This is a genomic window from Catellatospora bangladeshensis (assembly GCF_016862575.1).
Taxonomy (GTDB): Bacteria; Actinomycetota; Actinomycetes; order Mycobacteriales; family Micromonosporaceae; genus Catellatospora; species Catellatospora bangladeshensis.
This window is the reverse complement of record NZ_BONF01000011.1, coordinates 140,965-158,003: the sequence shown is the minus strand read 5'-3', so window position 1 is coordinate 158,003 and position 17,039 is coordinate 140,965. Positions and strand designations below refer to the sequence as shown.

Here is a 17,039-nt window from a genome sequence, read left to right as displayed (position 1 = left end):
GCTGCCCGCCACCGTCGAGGTCGCGGGCAGCGCCGTGTCCCGTCCACGGCCGCCGTGCCGGGTCACCGGGCGCCGCGCTCTGCCGGGGCGGCCGCGGCTAGCGCCGTGTCGATGAGCGCGAGCAGCGGGCGGCCGGGGTGGTCGATCCAGTGCTGGATGGCCACGCGGAGGCTGGTCATGAAGGTGGCGGCGAGCAGGCGGGCGCGCAGCGGCAGGTCGGGGCCGGTGAGGCGCTGGGCGATCTGGTCGGCGAGTTCGCGTTCGATGGCGGTGTACGCGGCGATCTGCTGGGCGGCCAGCGACGGGTGGCGGCGCAGCTCGCGGCGCTGGGCGAGCCAGCCTGGGTCGGTGTCGGCGAAGGTCTCGGCGGTGAGCTGCCGGGCGGCGGCGGTGAGCGCGTCCCACGGCGCGGTGCGGGGGTCCTGCTCGTTCAGGATCTGGACGAGGCGGCGCAGCCGGACGGTGTCGCCGTAGGCGATGGCCTCCTCCTTGCTGGAGAAGTGGTTGGAGAAGGTGCGCCGGGAGACCTCGGCGGCGTCGGCGATGGCCTCGACGGTGACGTGGTCGAGTCCGTGCTCGGCGGCCAGGCGCAGGGCGGCGTGGTGCAGGGCGAGGCGGGTGGCCTCCTTCTTGCGTTCGCGCAGCCCCGTGGGTGTGGTCACGACCACAGATTAGCGGTCCGGGCCTGGTTTCCCATTGGGAAAACTTGCGCAATGGGAAACGATTCTGGATGCTGGGGCGTGCGGGCCCCGTGCGCGCACCGGCACCGCCTTGCCGACCCGCGCGCGGGGCCCGCAGCCCAACCCCCGGAACCACCTTGGAGGCGTGCGCATGAGCGCACCACAAGCCGTCGACGCGTCCGCCGCGGCACCGAAGACCACCCGGCAGACGATCGAGGCCCTCAGCGGCCTGCTGCTCGTGCTGTTCGTGGCGATGCTGTCCGGCACCGTCGTGTCGATCGCCCTGCCGAAGATCATCGGCGCGCTCGAGGGCACCCAGACCCAGTACACCTGGGTCGTGACCGCGACCCTGCTCACCGCCACGGCAGCGACGCCGGTGTGGGGCAAGCTCGCCGACCTGTTCAACAAGAAGCTGCTCATCCAGGTCGCCATCGGCATCTTCGTGGTCGGCTCGGTGGTCAGCGGCTTCGCCCAGGACGCCGGCCAGCTCATCGCCGCCCGCGCCTTCCAGGGCCTGGGCGTCGGCGGCCTGCAGGCGCTCGTGCAGGTCGCGATCGCCGCGATGATCCCGCCGCGCGAGCGCGGCCGCTACAACGGCTACCTGGGCGCGGTGATGGCGCTGGCCACCGTCGGCGGCCCGCTGCTGGGCGGCCTGATCGCCGACACGTCCTGGCTGGGCTGGCGCTGGTGCTTCTTCATCGGCGTCCCGATCGCCGTGATCGCGATGCTGGTCCTGCAGTTCACCCTGCACCTGCCCACGGTCAAGCGCGACAACGTGAAGATCGACTACCTGGGCATCACGCTGATCAGCTCCGGCGTCAGCCTGCTGCTCATCTGGATCTCGTTCGTGGACCACTCGTTCGCCTGGCTGTCCTGGCAGACCGCCGCCATGGCCGGCGGCTCGGTGCTGCTGCTGGCGCTGGCCACCCTCGTCGAGGCGCGCGCGGCCGAGCCGGTCGTGCCGCTGCACATCGTCACCAAGCGCGGCACCGCCCTGGCCATCCTGGCCAGCCTCGCCGTGGGCATGGCCATGTTCGGCGGCGCGGTGTTCCTGGGCCAGTACTTCCAGATCGGCCGCGGCTACACCCCGACCGAGTCCGGGCTGCTCACCATCCCGATGATGGCCGGCGTGCTGACCTCGTCGATCGTGTCCGGCCGGATGATCACCCGCAGCGGCAGGGTCAAGCCCTACATCGTGACCGGCGCGATCGTCCTGGTCGGCGGCTTCGCGATGCTCGGCACCATCGACCACCTCACCCCGCTGTGGTTCGTCGGGATCGCCATGTTCGCCGTCGGCGCGGGCGTCGGCATGAGCATGCAGAACCTGGTCCTGGCAGTGCAGAACTCGGTCGCGCTCAAGGACATGGGCGCGGCCAGCTCCTCCGTGGCGTTCTTCCGCTCGCTGGGCGGCACCATCGGCGTCTCGGTGCTCGGCGCGATCCTCGCCAACCGGGTCACCGACCAGATCACCCACGACCTGGCCGCGGCGGGCATCCCCACCGGCGGCGGCTCGGCCGGGGGCGGCAGCCTCAACATCGCCGCGCTGCCCGAGCCGATCCGGCACATCGTCACCGCCGCGTACGGCGACGCCACCGGGCACATCTTCATCGTGTCCGCGTGCATCGCCGTGGTCGGCGTCATCGCGGCGCTGCTGCTCAAGCCGGTCACCCTGCGCTCCAGCATCGACCTGCCCGACGCCGCCCGCACCGCCGCGGTGGCCGCCGACGCGATCGACGGCGCCCCCGCCTTCGACCAGGTCGAACTCCAGCCCGACGGCGCCGGGGACAACCGCCCCGTCACGGCGCGCACGTGAGCGAGCACGCCTGACACTCAGGGCCGCCGCGGACCTCCGCGGCGGCCCTGAACTTACGCCCACCCGGCACCCGGTCCGGAAGGATCGCAGACCCCGCCCGGCCCCACGACCCGAGGAAGGAGACGAGCATGACGCAGCCCGACGCCGGCGGCGGCGCGCGACGCGGGGACACCCGGGCTCGCGCGCTCGCCGTCGCGCTGCGGATGTTCGCCGAGCGCGGCTACGCCAACACCTCGCTGCGCGAGATCGCCGACCGGCTCGGCGTCACGAAGGCGGCGCTGTACTTCCACTACCGCAGCAAGGACGACCTGCTGGCCGCGATCCTGCGCGAGTACGTCGACGACCTCGGCGACCTGCTCGACGACGCCGCGCACCGGCCCGCCAGCCCGGCCACCTGCGAGTGGCTGCTGTGCGAGCTCGCGCAGCAGCGCGGCCGGTGGGGCTCGGACCTGCTCCGGCTGATCCGGCAGAACTACGCCGAGATCAGCCGCCTGCCGGTGGTGGCCGACATGCGCCAGGCCCACCGGCGCCTGCTGCTGGCCCTGTCCGGGCCCGGCGCGGACCTCGCGGGGCGGGTGCGGGCCCAGGCGGCGCTCGTGGCGCTCGAAGGCCCCGTGCTGCTGCCCGGCGATGACGACGACGAGCAGGCGACGCGTGCGGCGGCGCTCGCGGTCGCGCTGGAGATCGTGCGCGCCCGCCCCTGACCGGCGTCAGCTCACGTCGGCCGCCGGTTCCCGGGGCGGGTGCCGCCTGGTACGCGGACCGTGCAGCCACCAGCGGGCGAAGTACCGGGCGGACAGGCCGTGGACCAGGATGCTGAGGCTGATGACGACCACGACGACGTCGGCGACCCAGTCGGCGTCCAGGCCGGACAGCTGCTCCAGGGCGATGATGCCGAGCACCATGCTGTCCAGGCCGCGCGGCCCCCAGAAGCCCAGCGCCCAGCGCTCGCGCCACGGCAGGTGCGTGCCGAGCAGCGACAGCGCGACCGGGAGCATGCGGATCAGGGTGAGGCTGAGGAACGCGTACACGAAGACCCGCCACTCCAGGCCGTCCATGAACGCGGGCACGATCAGCGAGCCGAACACGAACCACACCGCCGCCGACAGCACCGTCGAGAAGTCCTCGACGGTCTGCAGCGAGCTGCGCGGCATGCCCGGGGCGGTGGCCCGGGTGGCGATGCCGGCGACGAACGCGGCGACGAAGCCGTTGCCGTGCAGCACCTCGGCCGCCGAGAACGCGGTGATCGCCAGGGCGAGCACGCCGACGCGTTCGGCTTCGACGGTGCTCCAGCGCAGGTGGCGGGCCATGGTGATGAGCTTGGCGCCGCCGACGCCGACGACGACGCCCGCGATGAGGGCGATGAGCAGCTCGATGAGGACGCTCTGCACGTCGACGGTGGCCAGCGCCCCGGCGAGCATGAGCAGGACCAGGGGGGCGGCCAGGCCGTCGTCGAGGCCGCTGACCACGGTGATGGTGTGCCGGGTGCCGGCGGGCAGCCGGTCGTCGTGCAGCATCGGCAGGATCGGGGTGGAGTCGGTGGCGGCGAGGACGGCGCCGATGATGGCGCAGACCCACCAGCCGGCGCCGGGCAGCAGCGGCACCCCGGCCAGGAAGCCGAGCAGCACGGTGAGGGGAAAGGCGATGAGCAGCATGCGGATGGGTACGCCGCGCTGCTCCTTGAGCCAGCGCATGCTGATGTCGGTGGCGTCGGTGAACAGGACGAACGCGAGGGTCAGCTCGACGAGATGGCGCACGACGGGCCCGGTGACCTCGACGTCGACCAGCGGGTGGCTGCCGCTGGTGAGGATGAGGCCGGAGGCGGCCATGGCGATGGGGACGGTGACGCTGTAGCGCTGGGCCCGGCGTGAGACGACGGCCCACGCGACGAGCACCACGCCCAGCATCAGTACGGCGAGCACCGGCTACCCCACATCCCCCTATTGTGGGCGATTTCGCCTGGTTCGCGGATCGTTCTCGGAGAGTTGCGGTCCGGGTGGTTTAACGGCCGCGGCGGCGGGCATGGGTTGCTGCGCTCGATCGGTCGGCGTAACCGAACGGTACTCACGACCCGGTGTACCGCTGCGGTGATCTTTCGCTTATCTTGATGCCGCAGGGCCCCTGACCGGCTCGGCGCCAGTTCCGGACGGGACGCACCGTGCCGTGGCACGACTTCAGGGGAGGCAGTAGTGGCGCAGCCACAGTCCGAGCAGGTGGAACACGCCCGCGTTCTGATCACCGAGCTGGGACGGCTGCTGTCCGACATCACCGGCGGGCATGACGCCGCACAGGTGCACGGGCGGCTGCTGGACCTGTTCGACGCCGCGGAGCACGACAGCCGCGTCGACGCGATGGAGGTCGGGCGGCAGGAGTTCACCGCGATCTGGGACGCGATCCGGCGGGGCGCCGCGCTGCCGGGGACGGCCTGGGAGCAGGTCGTCCTGCCGACCGTGGTGGCCTTCAGCAGCCCCCAGCAGGAGAAGATCCGGCTGGAGCGGGCGACGTCGGCGTGGCTGGCCGCGCGAGCCGCCGTGGACGCGGTGCCGGACTATCCCGCCGCCGTGACCGCCGCCGCCGCTGCTGCCGCTGCCGCCGCCGCGGCGCAGGCCGCCGAGCCCGCAGCCGCGCCGGCCGCCGTGACCGCCGCGGAGCGCTCCTTGCCGGAGACGCCGCTGCGGGCGCCAGCCGAGCAGGCGGCCGTGCCCGCGCCGGACCCGGACGCGCCGCGCCGTTCCGGCCCCGGGTCACGACGGGCCAGTTCGGGTCCCGACCGGCGGGTGCTGGTGGCCGTGTCGGTCGCCGTGCTGGCCACGGTCGCCGTCATGGTGGTGCTGCTCAACAGGGGCGGCGGGGAGCGGCCGATGTCGATGCAGGGCGGGGTCCCGTCGCCGGGGCTGTCGTCCGGCGTGGCCACCGGCGAGAGCGGTGCCGTCACCCTGCCGACCGCGCCGCCCACGTCGAGCGCGGCGCCGCTGCCGATGAAGACCGGCGAGCCGACGCCGGTGCCCACCTGGACGCCGCCCGCCCCGACGGCGGGGGCGACACCGCGCCCGCCGCAGCCGCCGAGCGCGCCGCGTAACCTGGCCGCCGTCGCCTCCGACGAGCACAACGTGTGGCTGTCCTGGTCGCCGCCGGCCGACGGCGGCTCGGGCGGGATCTCCTACTACCGGATCGTGCGCAGCGGCGTGCAGATCGGCTGGACCAGCTCCACCAGCGTCACCGTCGGCAAGCTGACCCCGGGCACCAGGTACACGTTCTGGGTCGTCGCCTACAACGGGGCGGGGCTGTTGTCGCCCGCGAGCAACCTGGTCACGGTGACCACGGCGTCGCCGCCCAGCACGCCGCCGTCCGCGCCGCCGACCTCGCCGTCGCCGGTCGAGCCCTCGCCGTCGCCGTCCCCGGAGCCGTCCACGGCCGCGCCGTCGCCGTCGCCGAGCGAGCCGCCCTCGCCGTCCCCGGCGGAGTCCTCGCCCGACCCGGAGCCGGGCGACCCCGGCGACGTGTAGGGCAACTCTGAAGGACGTTCCGAGCGCGCGACCGGCTGCCGGTCGCGCGCTCGGCTGTTCGCGCCCCCCATCGCGTGCGGGAGCCGTCTACGCTGCCGCGCGTGAGCGAACCAGTGAACCCGCAGCCGGACGAGCAGAGCCGGAAGATCCTCACAGTGGCGGTCGTGGTGACCGTCGTGCTGTGCGTGCTGACCCTGTGTGCCGTGGTGGTGGTGTGTGTGGGGCCGTTCGCGCTGTTCGCCTGGTTCGCCGATCGGCAGATGGACTGGTTCGAGGAGCAGTCGGGGACGCCTTTCCCCTACGACGACTGGTCGTCGCGGCTGTCCGGAGCCCTGAGCTACTTACGGTGACGAATGCCGCCTGGTGAACATGGGTCTTCCCAACTGAGTGGTCAGTCAGTCAGACTCGTGGCGTGACGCATGACGTGATCATCATCGGTGGCGGGCACAACGGGCTCGTCGCGGCCGCCTACCTGGCGCGCGCCGGGCGCCGGGTGGTGGTGCTGGAACGACGGCACACCGTGGGCGGCGCCGCCGTGTCCGAGCGCCCCTTCGGGCCCGACTTCCTGGTGACCTCCCTGTCATACGTGGTCAGCCTGCTGCCGCCCGACATGGTCGCCGACCTGCGCCTGGCCGAGCACGGCTACCACGTCTACCCGCAGGGCCCCTACTTCGCGCCCCGCCGCGACGGCCGCCACCTGTTCCTGGCCGGCGACCCGCAGCGGCGCCACGACGAGATCGCCAAGTTCTCCAAGGCCGACGCGGGCGCCTACGAGCGCTGGGAGTCCTGGCTGGGCGGCCTCGGCGCCAAGGTCGGCCCGCTGCTGGACGCGATCCCGCCCAAGCTCGGCTCCAAGCACCCCGGCGACCTGCTAGCCCAGGCCGGGCTGCTCAAGACGCTGCGCAAGGTCGACGTGCGGGCCGCGTTCGACCTGACCCGGCTGTTCACCGCCAGCGTCGCCGACCTGGTCGAGGAGCGGTTCGAGTCCGACGCGATGCGCGGCCTGCTGTCGGTGTCGGGCGTCATCGGCACCTGGGGCGGCCCGCGCAGCGCCGGGACGGCGTTCGTCACCCTGCACCACCACCTCGACCAGACCGGCGGGCAGTCCGCGGCCTGGGGCTTCCCGCGCGGCGGCATGGGCGGCGTCACCACGGCCCTGGCCGCCTCTGCCCGCTCCTTCGGCGCCGAGATCCGCACCCAGGCGCCGGTGGCCCGCATCGACACCCGCGCCGGGCGCGTCACCGGCGTCACGCTGGAGTCCGGCGAGCAGCTCACCGCCCCGGTCGTCATCACCACCGCGCACCCGAAGATCTCGTTCCTGCGGCTCATGGACCGCGAGGAGCTGCCCGGGGACTTCGTGGCCGACATCCAGTCGTGGCAGACCCGCTCCGGCACCGTGAAGGTCAACTTCGCGGTGGACCGGCTGCCGGTGTTCAGCAGCCATCCTGACTTCGACCCGGACGTGTACGGCGGCACGATCGTGCTGTCGGAGTCGCTCGACGACGTGGAGACCGCGTTCCAGGAGGCCGCCGCCGGGCGGGCCGCCACGCTGCCGTTCGCCGACGTGTGCATCCCGTCGGTGCTCGACCCGACCCTCGCGCCCGAGGGGAAGCACGTGGTCAGCATGTTCACCCAGTGGGTGCCGCACACCTGGGCGCAGCGGCCCGACCCGGCCGGGCTGGAGGCGTACGCCGACCGGCTCGTGGCGCGGATGGAGCAGGTCGCGCCCGGGTTCGCCGCCTCGGTCAGCGGGCGGCAGGTCATCGGCCCGCACGAGATGGAGACCGAGTACGGCCTGATCGGCGGCAACATCTTCCACGGCGAGCTGACCCCGGGGCAGATGTTCCACTGCCGCCCCGCGGCCGGGTACGCCGACCTGCGTACCCCGATCAAAGGCCTCTACCAGGCAGGGTCCGCCACACACGGGGGTGGCGGGGTCACCGGGATCCCGGGCCGCAACGTGGTGCGCCAGGTCGTGCGCGACACCCGCCGGGGGCGGCGATGACCGCCGCGCCGCTCCCGGCCGACGGCCTGGACGCCGCGCTGCGCCCGTTCGGGTACTCCCGGATGCTGCCGGTGGCCGCCTACACCGACCCGGCGGTGTTCGCGTGGGAGCGGCGGCACCTGTTCGCGGGCTCGTGGACCTGTGTCGGGCGGCGGGCGCAGCTGGCCGCCGAGGGCAACCAGCATGCGCTGACGGCCGGTGACGTCTCGGTGGTGGTGACGCTGACCGGCGAGGGGGTACGGGCGTTCGCCAACGCCTGCCGGCACCGGGGCCATGAGCTGCTGCCCAGCGGCGGCACGTGCGAGCGGCGGGCGCTGGTGTGCCCGTACCACGGCTGGGCCTACGACCTCGACGGGACGCTGCGCACCGCGCCGCGGATGGGCGAGGAGTTCGACCCGAAGCGGTTCGGGCTCGTGGAGCTGCCGGCGGTGGACTGGCACGGGTGGGTGTTCGTCAACGCGACCGGCACCGCGCTGCCGTTCGCCGAGCACCTGGGCACGCTCGACCGGCTCGTGGCCCCGTACGCGCCGGAGAGGCTCGCGGCCAAGGCCGTGCACCGGTACGAGGTCGCCGCGAACTGGAAGGTCATCGCCGAGAACTACCACGAGTGCTACCACTGCCCGCTGATCCACCCGGAGCTGTGCGCGGTCACCCCGCCGAACTCCGGCGACAACTGGCACGAGCCCGGCCACTGGCTCGGCGGGTCGATGGAGCTGCGCGAGCACGCGCAGACGATGTCGCTGGACGGCAGCTCGCACGGGGTGATGCTCGACGGCGCCGACCCGCGCACCGTGCGCTATCTCGGGCTGTTCCCGAACGTGCTGCTGTCGCTGCACCCGGACTACGTGATGGCGCACCGGATGACGCCGCTGGCGGTGGACCGGACGGTGGTGGAGTGCGTGTGGCTGTTCGACGAGGCGGTCACGGACCCGTCGTACGCGGTGGGCTTCTGGGACGTGACGAACCGGCAGGACTGGGCCGCGTGCGAGTCGGTGCAGCGAGGGCTGTCGTCGCCGCACTTCACGCCGGGGCCGCTCGCGCCGAACGAGAACGCGATCTACGACTGGGTGACGCTGCTGGCGCGCGCGTACCGGGATCCGCTCGCGGTGCTGGGGAGAACGGCATCCGGTGTGATGGCGGATTGACGACAGCGGCCGAGACGACCGGCCATTGAAATGCGTTCACGGCTGCCGCTAGTTTGCGTGCTGCGGCACGACGATCACGTGCCATCGGCCGGCGCAGATCGGACTCCGTGATGAAGCGACACTCGGCCCGCGTGTTCGGCGCGGCGCTGCTCCTGCTCAGCCTGGCCTGCGGGATACGCGGCCGCGAGGCTGAGCCCCAGCCGCCGGGCCCGGAACCCTCCCAGCGGCAGAACCAGGCCGGGGAGCAGCCCGACGTCACCGAGTTCGGCTTCCGCGGGCTGCTGGTCGGAGAGGTGCCCTCGGGAGCGGTCGAGCGGGACACCGGGCTGCTGCTGGATCTGCGCCCGCAGGACGACCGGTGCAGCTACGCCTACGACGGCGACGACGGCGTCGGTGTGGTCACCGACGCGGACACCCTCGTCCTGGCCTTCATGATCAACAGTCCGGCGTATGCCACCTACGGCGGCGTGCGGGTCGGCAGCAGCATCGACACGGTCACCAGCGTGTTCGGCGCCAACGCCACCGTGCTCCAGGTGCGCTCGGCCGACGGCGGCCCGCTGGTGCAGGTCGCGCCCAAGGAGCGGATCACCGGAAACTCCCGGGGCATCTACTTCCGCACCGATACCGCTGGCCGGGTCACCGAGATCCGGGTCGGCATGTGGCCGTGGGTCGAGTACGAGCAGTACTGCTCCCTGTCCGCCGCACAGCAGGGCGGCTGAGCGCGCCACCGGCGCCGCTGCCGTGTCACGATGGCGGGATGAGCGTGGACCTGTTCGCCGGTGTCCCCGTCCGGGACTACGCCACGGCCGTGGCCTGGTACGGGCGGCTGCTCGGCGGGCCGCCGACGTTCCTGCCGAACGACACCGAGGCGGTGTGGGAGCTGGGCGAGCACCGCTACCTGTACATCGACGTGCGGCCGGAGCAGGCGGGCGGCGCGATGCACACGCTGTTCCTCGGCGACTTCGACGACCGGCTCGCGCAGATCGCCGCCCGTGGCCTGCAGCCCGACGAGGTGGAGACCTACGGCAACGGCGTGCGCAAGGCGATCTTCCACGACCCGGACGGCAACGAGATCGGCTTCGGCGGCGGCCCCGCCTAGGCCTCGGCCTCGGCCGGCGGAGCGCGATTCCGCTGCGGTCACCGAGGGTGATGATTCGTTGGTACAGTGCCGCGCATGATCCAACCCGGCACGCCCCCACAACCGCATGTCACCCCGGTCGGGCGCCCGCGTCGGCGGCGCTGGCCGTGGGTGCTCGGCGTGCTGATGGTGCTGAGCCTGGGTTGCTGCGGTCTACTCACCGTGGTCACCGAGCCGATCCGGGACCAGTGGCCGGTGCGGGCCGTGCTCGACACGGAGATCGCCGGCCTGCACAAGGACCCTGACCCGGAATTGCAGGCGCTGGAGCGGGAACTGGTCGAAGACGTCCGTGCCCAGAACGAGCATGCGTCCGCGATCGGCGCCAAGCTGGACGACCCGAAGGCCAAGGGCAAGTGGCTCCTGCTCGTGGTGATCACCAAGCTGATCCTTGACCCGAGCGGCAAACTGGATCGGCACATGGCCCTGGTGGGCGACGGCACGCTCAGGAACGTGCAGGACTTCGACGCGGGCCCCCGCGGCGGTCACTTCAGATGTGCCGAAACCGACGACAAGGCGGGCAACAAGGTGGTCGTCTGCGGATGGATCGACCACGGCAGTGTCGGCGTCGCGGTATTCTACGGCGGCAGGCCGATAGCCGACAGCGCACGCCTGATGCAGGAGATCAGAACGGAAATCCTGGTCAAGGCGTGACCGGCTGGGCCGCCACAGTCGAGGACGTTGCCCGGCGGTCCGGTGCACGGGTGCCGTTCTGCTCCGCTGCACGGATCGGTGCCCGGCGCGCTGCTACCGTGCTGGGCTCATGACACGACGATTCGGTGACCGGGCGACCTTCGCCGTGGAGGTGGGAGAGGTTCAGCCCACGGACCTTCGTACCGTCGACCTGTGGGCCGCCGGCAAATGGCTGACGACCGACGACAACACGGCCCTCGTCCCGTCCCTCTGCCTCTACATGCGGTCCACCGCTGCGCAGGTGCGTCGGCGCGAGATCCCGCCCTGCCCCTTTCCGGGGCGCTCGCCGGAGGAGATCTTCCGGCGATTGCAAGCCGACGAAACGGAGTTCCGGGAGCGTTACCGGTTCATGTGCTGGAGCGAGATCGTCGACAACGTGTCCCGCTACGCCTATCTGGATGACGACCTGGTGATCGTCTTCGCGTTCTGGCGGGAGACGCATCCCTACCCGGAGGACCTGGGCAATGTGTTCGTCGCCAGGATCCCGCCGGATGAGTTCGCGGCCACCGTCGAGCAGGCGGCAGACCTGATGATCCGTAAGGCGTCCCGCTAGGCGATCAGCGCCGACCTGCGCCAAGACACCGCGCTTCGGCCCTGAAGGGAGCGGCACGGCGCAGTGCGGACGCCGGCCGCTGACGGCGATCGGGTTCATCGGGTCGCCGTCAGCGGCCGCCGGCGCTCACAGGTTGATGTAGACCGCCTGGACCTGCACGTTCTTGACGACCTGCGTGGGCGACGGCACCGGAGAACTGATCTTGACCGAGGTGTTGTAGCCGTAGATCGGGACGCCGGACAGGTGGACGGCGGCCGGCCAGTGCGACTCCACCCGCACCGCGACGTGAGCCGGGAAGTTGGTCACGTTCTCGGCGCACGAGCGGATCAGGATGACGCTCGGCTTCGCGGTCAGGTGGGTGGCGAGCATCCGGGCCAGCTTCTTGAACGTCCAGCCCCAGTCCTTGGCGCCGGCCGCCGCGTCGCCGATCTCCTCGTCGTTGCCGTGCGCGCGGATGCACAGCGCCTCGCCCGCCTGCACGCCCGCCAGGTACTTGCCCAGCTGCTCGTCGGCCTCGGCCTGGGTCAGGCCGGCGTCGATGGGCAGGATGGCGCCCCACGCGTCCGCACCCGACTCGGGCGCCTCGGACCAGGCGCGCGTGCGCGGGTCCTGCGTCGCCACGATGAACATGTCGTCCTCCTCCGTCTGCTTACCGCCCTGTCTGGACGGTCGCGAAACAGAGCGGGGCGGCGGCGGGAAAGATACGACCTGTCGCCTATGCGGCTCGGCGAGTGGACCGGCGGGCGAGGCGTCGGCGCTGCCCACTGCGGACCGGGTTCAGGCGTGATGGCGATCAGCTCGGCGGCGGGCCCGCCTGGCGTCGCGTACTGGCCGCGAAGTGCGACCGCCCGCGGCCGGTTGGGCCGGTGGCGTCGGACCCGGCGCATATCCTCGGGACATGACGATCAAGCGCATGGACAACGTCGCCATCGTCGTGGACGACCTCGACGTGGCCGTCGCCTTCTTCACCGCACTCGGCATGGAACTGGAAGGCAGGATGCCGATCGAAGGAAGCTGGGCGGGCAGGGTCGTCGGGCTCGACGACGTGCGGTCCGAGATCGCGATGATGCGTGTCCCCGGTGCTCCGGGTCGGCTCGAACTGACGACGTACCACCACCCGGAGGCGATCACGGCCGAGCCGGAGGTCAGCCCGCCGAACACGCTCGGCCTGCACCGCGTCATGTTCGCCGTCGACGACATCGAGGACACCCTCGCCCGGCTGCGCCCGCACGGCGCCGAGCTCGTCGGCGAGGTGGTGCGTTACGAGGACAGCTACCTGCTCTGCTACCTGCGCGGGCCGAGCGGGATCATCCTCGCGCTGGCCCAGCAGCTGGGCTAGCGCCGTCGCTCTCACCCGGTTCAAGATCCCAGTAGGTCGAGGCCGAATCCGATGACGAAGAGCAGCAAGCCCAGCCAGCGCAGGATGTGGCCCGGGTTGGCTTTGTCGAGCAGCGCCGCCGGTGCGCCGAGTACGAGCTGCGCCAGTAGCCAGCCGATTCCTATCAGCGGAAACCTGGCGCCGGCGGTCTGCTCCGGCCGTCCCCGGGCAAGGAAGATCAGCAGCGCGATCGGCGCTACGACGAACGGGCCGATGGAGACCGGGGTCGAGGTGACCTTCGACCAATCCATGAGGAGCAGGTTCAGCAGGAGAAGATTGATCCCGAACAGGAAGATGCCGGCGGCGAAGTGTACGGCGCCGTTGTGCGTCCGTTCGGGTTCGGCACGTAATGCGGATAGTTGAGCGACGACCGCCCTCAACCGGGTGGTCATCCGCTGCCCGCCGCGCCGCAGCCGTTCCGGCCCGATGAGGTCGAGGATCACGACCAGCCCAGCCGCGAACTGCAGGATCTTTCCGGCTCGAGCCCACCAGAGGACGGTCTCGCCCCATAGCGGCTCACCCGATGCCGAACGTCCATCGAGCCAGATCCGGCAGGCACGCATGAACTCGGTGTCGCCGTCACCGATGAGCAAGCCATACGTCCCCACCGCGAACAAAGCGATGGTGAAGGTGAGGAAGGCTTGATCGAACCTCCACGCGCGCCCAGGTTCGTTCGATGACGGTGCTCTGCCGGGGGTGGCTTCCGACACCCTCGGGCGTGGGACATCGGCGGGCGAATCCCTCTTGGCATCGGGATCTCGCGGCGGGGTGCCCGAACTCCTGCCTGTGTGGCGGGCCGGCTTGGGAACGGACCGTCGTCCGGGCATCGGTGGTTCTCCTGAGGTGGGAGCCGTTGCGCGCAGGATAACGCGTATCGTCCACATGACATGTCGTGCCGGTACGCAGATCAAGGCGACCGCAGTCATGCTGGACACGGCGCGGCCTGGCCGAGAGACGACGTGCACAGCGCATGTCCGAGCTGCTGCGTGACCGCCGCTGCCGGTCTCAGATCCTTGAAGGTCGGGGTGATCCTAGCGCTCGCCGGGGCGGACCAGGCCGGTCTCGTACGCGATGACGACGAGCTGGGCGCGGTCGCGGGCGTCGAGCTTGGTGAGCAGGCGGCTGACGTAGGTTCGGGCGGTGTCGGGGCTCAGGTGGAGGACCGCGCCGATCTCGGCGTTGGTCAGCCCGCCCCCGACCTGCGCCAGCACGTCGCGCTCGCGGTCGGTCAGCCCCGCCAGCCGGGCGGTGTCCCGCACCGGGGCGTGGGCGGCGGCAGCCAGGACGCGGCGGGTGACGGCGGGGGACAGCAGCGCGTCACCGCCCGCGACGGTGCGCACGGCCTCGCGCAGCGCCTCCGGAGTGGTGTCCTTGAGCAGGAACCCGGCCGCGCCCGCGCGGATCGCGTCGAACAGGTACTCGTCGTCGTCGAACGTGGTCAGCATAACGACCTGCACTCGGGCCAGGCGCGGGTCGGCCAGGATACGGCGGGTGGCCTCGATGCCGTCGACGCCCGGCATCCGCACGTCCATGAGCACCACGTCGGGCTGCTCAGCTCGCACCACGTCCACGGCGGACGCGCCGTCACCCGCTTCGCCGACGACGTCGATGTCGGGCGCGCGGTCGAACACGGCCCGCAGGCCGGTGCGGATGAGGTGCTGGTCGTCGACGAGCACGACGCGCAGCGGGCTCATCGGGTGCCTGCCGGCAGGGGCAGCTCGGCGTGGACCCGGAAGCCGCCCGCGTCGGCCGGGCCGACGTCGACGGTGCCGCCGAGCAGGGTGACGCGTTCGGTCATGCCGCGCAGGCCGTAGCCGTGCTCGTCCTGGCGGGCGTGGGGGTCGGGGCCGTGGCCGTCGTCGAGGACGTCGAGGCGCAGCCGGGCGCCGGTGGCGTCGACGTTCACCGAGGCGTGGCTGGCGCGGGCGTGGCGCAGGACGTTGGTCAGGGCCTCCTGGACGACCCGGTACGCGGTCGTGCCGACGACCGTGGGCAGTGCCTGCAGGTCGCCTTCCAGGTGCAGGTCCACGGGCAGGCCGCTGCGGCGTACCCCGTCGAGCAGGGCGGGCAGGTCGCCGATGCCAGGGTCGGGGTGGCGGGGGCCGGTGTCGCGGCGCAGCGTGCCGAGCGTGGCGCGCAGCTCGGACATGGCGCCGCTGCCGGCGGCGTGGATCGCGGCCAGGGCCGCTCGCGCGTCGTCGGGTGCGCCTTCGGCCAGGGCCTCCTGGGCGACGGCCGACTGGAGGGTGACCACGGAGACGGCGTGGCCGAGGGTGTCGTGCACCTCGCGGGCGATGCGCAGCCGTTCGGCCTCGACCTGCCGGGCGGCTTCGGCGCGGCGCTCCTCGGCGGCGGCGGTCGCCTGCCGAGCGAGCTCGGCCCGTAGCGCCCGCCTGCTGCGTACGGCGTCGCCGAGGGCGATCACGGCGACCATCAGCGCGGCCTGGGAGCCGAGGTCGACGCCGAGCACGATCGAGGGGTCGTCGCCCTCGGCCAGCCGCGCGGCGATCGAGGAGGCCAGCAGAGCTCCGGCGACCAGCGCGGCGGCGCGTGCCCGGCCCTGGTCGGCGGCGACGTAGAGCACGGCGGCGGTGTGCACGGCCAACCCGACGGGTGCGAGGTCGAGCATGTAATAGGTGATGACGCCGGCCGCGGCGGCCAGCAGCGCGGGCACCGGGTGGCGGCGGGCCAGCAGGGGCAGCGCGCCGAACCCGGCGGCGAAGCAGTAGCCGGTGATCAGCTGGGCGGGAGTGCCGCCGTGGGTGGCGACGGCGGCCGCCACGGCGAGGAAGGTGCCGGCGGCCAGCAGGGTGTCGATGCGGGTGGGTCGGTGGCCTGGCACGTTTCGAGCGTAGAGCGCCGTGGGCTGGTCCGCTGTCGTCACAGAGCGACATCTTCGCGGGTGGGCGTACGCCTGGAAGCGACCCCGGCCTAAGGACTGCGGCCTGTCGAGCGCCCCGCGGCACGCTCCGGCCCGAGCCGGACGGACAGGTCCGGGGAGGGCGGGCAGGTCGTCGGGTACGCCCGGAAGAGACCTCAGGTCGCGCTCGCAGGCGGCAGACGGGGCAGGTGAGGCGGCCTAAAGTTCTCGGCGACCTCGACCGACGTGCCCGGACGGCACGGCGGACCCCGGAAGGAACCCGCATGCTGAAGTACAGGCTGACCTGGATCGCGCTCATCGTCCTGGTGTGGACGTCGATGCTGTCGTTCGGCGGTGTCGCCGCCGAGACGGTGATGCTCTATCCGAACATCTTCGTCGACCCGCCCGAGTCGCTGGTACGGGCGCGCGAGTTCATCATCGCGGGCGGGCCGAGCGACTACTTCCCGCCGCTGGGCGCGAGCGTGGTCCTCAGCAGCGTCGTGACAGTGCTGCTGACCTGGCGCAACCGGCGACTGCGCTGGTGGACGGCGGGCGCGGCGGTGACGTTCCTGCTGTGCGAGTTCGTGTTCTCGGCGGTGTTCTTCTGGCCCCGCAACGAGATCATGTTCGTGGACCCAGTCGGCACGCACAGCGCCGAGTACCTGCGGCAGGTCGCCGCCGAGTTCGTCGCCGGGCACTGGGTGCGGGTCGCCGGCGGTGCGGTCACCGCGGTCCTGGCGTTCACGACGCTGATCCGCTGGGCGCGTACGTCGGCTGCATCGCCGGCGGCGTCGGCCGGGGTCCAGGCGGAGGCGGGTCGATGAGCGCCGGATCGCGTGCGCTGGGGTTCAGCTGGCCGGTGCTCGTCGGGCTGGCCGCGCTCGCGGCGCCGAGGGTCGTGCTGCACGACCTCGACCTTGTGCAGGAGGGCACGTTCGTCAACGCGCTGCTGGTGTTCGTGCCGCTGGCGTGCTGGATCGGGGCGGTGCTGTGGCGGCGCCCGCCGCGGCCGTTCCTGACCATGGTGGTCGTCGGCGCGATCTACGGCGTGTTCCTCTCCGCCGGGCATCAGCTGCTGTGGTCGGCCTCGTTCGACGGCGCCGGTCCACGGCTCGGCGGAAAACTCGCCGACGTCGACCCGGCTGTACAGGAGGTGGTGATGCGTACCGCCGCCGTGATGTCGAGTCTCGTCACCGGGGTCGTCGTCGGTGCCGTGACCGGCGCGTTCGCGGCGCTGCTGTGCCGGGTCGTGCCGCAGCGCCGCTGACAGC

Annotated in this window: 19 protein-coding genes; 13 read left to right on the top strand and 6 right to left on the bottom strand. The window is 72.2% G+C overall.

The features are described from left to right. Positions 1-62 precede the first annotated feature (62 nt). Positions 63-662 carry a TetR/AcrR family transcriptional regulator gene (locus tag Cba03nite_RS11495; protein WP_203745057.1) on the bottom strand — a complete coding sequence of 200 codons (600 nt, stop codon included), beginning with the start codon at positions 660-662 and terminating at the stop codon, positions 63-65. A 169-nt stretch (positions 663-831) separates the two neighbouring features. Between Cba03nite_RS11495 and Cba03nite_RS11490 the strand changes: the two genes are divergently transcribed. Further along, on the top strand, positions 832-2,493 hold the full coding sequence (locus Cba03nite_RS11490) for an MFS transporter (RefSeq protein WP_203745055.1): 1,662 nt from the start codon (positions 832-834) through the stop codon (positions 2,491-2,493). Between the two features lie 128 nt (positions 2,494-2,621). Beyond that, on the top strand, positions 2,622-3,197 hold the full coding sequence (locus Cba03nite_RS11485; RefSeq protein WP_203745053.1) for a TetR/AcrR family transcriptional regulator: 576 nt from the start codon (positions 2,622-2,624) through the stop codon (positions 3,195-3,197). 6 nt (positions 3,198-3,203) lie between these two features. Here Cba03nite_RS11485 and Cba03nite_RS11480 read toward each other — a convergent pair whose 3' ends face one another. Further along, positions 3,204-4,415: a cation:proton antiporter gene (locus Cba03nite_RS11480; protein WP_203745051.1), complete on the bottom strand. Its 1,212-nt coding sequence runs from the start codon at positions 4,413-4,415 to the stop codon at positions 3,204-3,206. A 267-nt stretch (positions 4,416-4,682) separates the two neighbouring features. On the opposite strand from Cba03nite_RS11480, the gene Cba03nite_RS11475 reads away from it, so the two are divergent. The 8 genes from Cba03nite_RS11475 to Cba03nite_RS11440 all read left to right on the top strand — a co-directional run bounded on the left by Cba03nite_RS11475 (position 4,683) and on the right by Cba03nite_RS11440 (position 11,530). After that, positions 4,683-5,999 (top strand): fibronectin type III domain-containing protein, encoded by a 1,317-nt coding sequence (locus Cba03nite_RS11475; protein WP_203745049.1) that lies wholly within the window; start codon positions 4,683-4,685, stop codon positions 5,997-5,999. Between the two features lie 101 nt (positions 6,000-6,100). After that, on the top strand, positions 6,101-6,349 hold the full coding sequence (locus tag Cba03nite_RS11470) for a hypothetical protein (protein ID WP_203745047.1): 249 nt from the start codon (positions 6,101-6,103) through the stop codon (positions 6,347-6,349). Between the two features lie 62 nt (positions 6,350-6,411). Beyond that, positions 6,412-8,004: a phytoene desaturase family protein gene (locus Cba03nite_RS11465; protein WP_203745045.1), complete on the top strand. Its 1,593-nt coding sequence runs from the start codon at positions 6,412-6,414 to the stop codon at positions 8,002-8,004. After that, positions 8,001-9,149 (top strand): aromatic ring-hydroxylating oxygenase subunit alpha, encoded by a 1,149-nt coding sequence (locus Cba03nite_RS11460; protein WP_203745043.1) that lies wholly within the window; start codon positions 8,001-8,003, stop codon positions 9,147-9,149. The genes Cba03nite_RS11465 and Cba03nite_RS11460 overlap by 4 nt, the downstream gene beginning before the upstream one ends. Before the next feature lie 110 nt (positions 9,150-9,259). After that, positions 9,260-9,868 (top strand): hypothetical protein, encoded by a 609-nt coding sequence (locus Cba03nite_RS11455; protein ID WP_203745041.1) that lies wholly within the window; start codon positions 9,260-9,262, stop codon positions 9,866-9,868. A gap of 38 nt (positions 9,869-9,906) precedes the next feature. Next, entirely contained in the window at positions 9,907-10,248 is a 342-nt protein-coding gene (locus Cba03nite_RS11450; protein ID WP_203745039.1) for a VOC family protein, read from the top strand. Positions 10,249-10,323: 75 nt separating this feature from the next. Further along, the gene (locus Cba03nite_RS11445; RefSeq protein ID WP_203745032.1) at positions 10,324-10,938 is read left to right on the top strand and encodes a hypothetical protein; all 615 of its coding nucleotides are present in this window, start codon (positions 10,324-10,326) and stop codon (positions 10,936-10,938) included. 109 nt (positions 10,939-11,047) lie between these two features. Then, a complete protein-coding gene (locus tag Cba03nite_RS11440; protein ID WP_203745030.1) occupies positions 11,048-11,530 on the top strand; it encodes a hypothetical protein in 483 nt (160 codons plus the stop codon). Positions 11,531-11,656: 126 nt separating this feature from the next. Here Cba03nite_RS11440 and Cba03nite_RS11435 read toward each other — a convergent pair whose 3' ends face one another. Then, entirely contained in the window at positions 11,657-12,160 is a 504-nt protein-coding gene (locus tag Cba03nite_RS11435) for a hypothetical protein (protein ID WP_203745028.1), read from the bottom strand. Positions 12,161-12,428: 268 nt separating this feature from the next. On the opposite strand from Cba03nite_RS11435, the gene Cba03nite_RS11430 reads away from it, so the two are divergent. Continuing rightward, positions 12,429-12,869, top strand: a complete 441-nt coding sequence (locus Cba03nite_RS11430; protein ID WP_203745026.1) for a VOC family protein — start codon at positions 12,429-12,431, stop codon at positions 12,867-12,869. Between the two features lie 20 nt (positions 12,870-12,889). Here the strand turns inward: Cba03nite_RS11430 and Cba03nite_RS11425 are convergent, their stop codons facing one another. The 3 genes from Cba03nite_RS11425 to Cba03nite_RS11415 all read right to left on the bottom strand — a co-directional run bounded on the left by Cba03nite_RS11425 (position 12,890) and on the right by Cba03nite_RS11415 (position 15,750). Continuing rightward, positions 12,890-13,501: a hypothetical protein gene (locus Cba03nite_RS11425; RefSeq protein ID WP_203745024.1), complete on the bottom strand. Its 612-nt coding sequence runs from the start codon at positions 13,499-13,501 to the stop codon at positions 12,890-12,892. Positions 13,502-13,939: 438 nt separating this feature from the next. After that, positions 13,940-14,602: a response regulator transcription factor gene (locus Cba03nite_RS11420; RefSeq protein ID WP_203745022.1), complete on the bottom strand. Its 663-nt coding sequence runs from the start codon at positions 14,600-14,602 to the stop codon at positions 13,940-13,942. Then, a complete protein-coding gene (locus Cba03nite_RS11415; RefSeq protein ID WP_203745020.1) occupies positions 14,599-15,750 on the bottom strand; it encodes a sensor histidine kinase in 1,152 nt (383 codons plus the stop codon). The genes Cba03nite_RS11420 and Cba03nite_RS11415 overlap by 4 nt, the downstream gene beginning before the upstream one ends. Before the next feature lie 302 nt (positions 15,751-16,052). Between Cba03nite_RS11415 and Cba03nite_RS11410 the strand changes: the two genes are divergently transcribed. Next, positions 16,053-16,592 carry a DUF1772 domain-containing protein gene (locus tag Cba03nite_RS11410; RefSeq protein WP_203745018.1) on the top strand — a complete coding sequence of 180 codons (540 nt, stop codon included), beginning with the start codon at positions 16,053-16,055 and terminating at the stop codon, positions 16,590-16,592. Then, positions 16,589-17,035, top strand: coding sequence for a hypothetical protein (locus Cba03nite_RS11405; protein ID WP_203745016.1), 447 nt, complete (start codon positions 16,589-16,591; stop codon positions 17,033-17,035). The genes Cba03nite_RS11410 and Cba03nite_RS11405 overlap by 4 nt, the downstream gene beginning before the upstream one ends. The last annotated feature ends 4 nt before the right edge of the window (positions 17,036-17,039 follow it).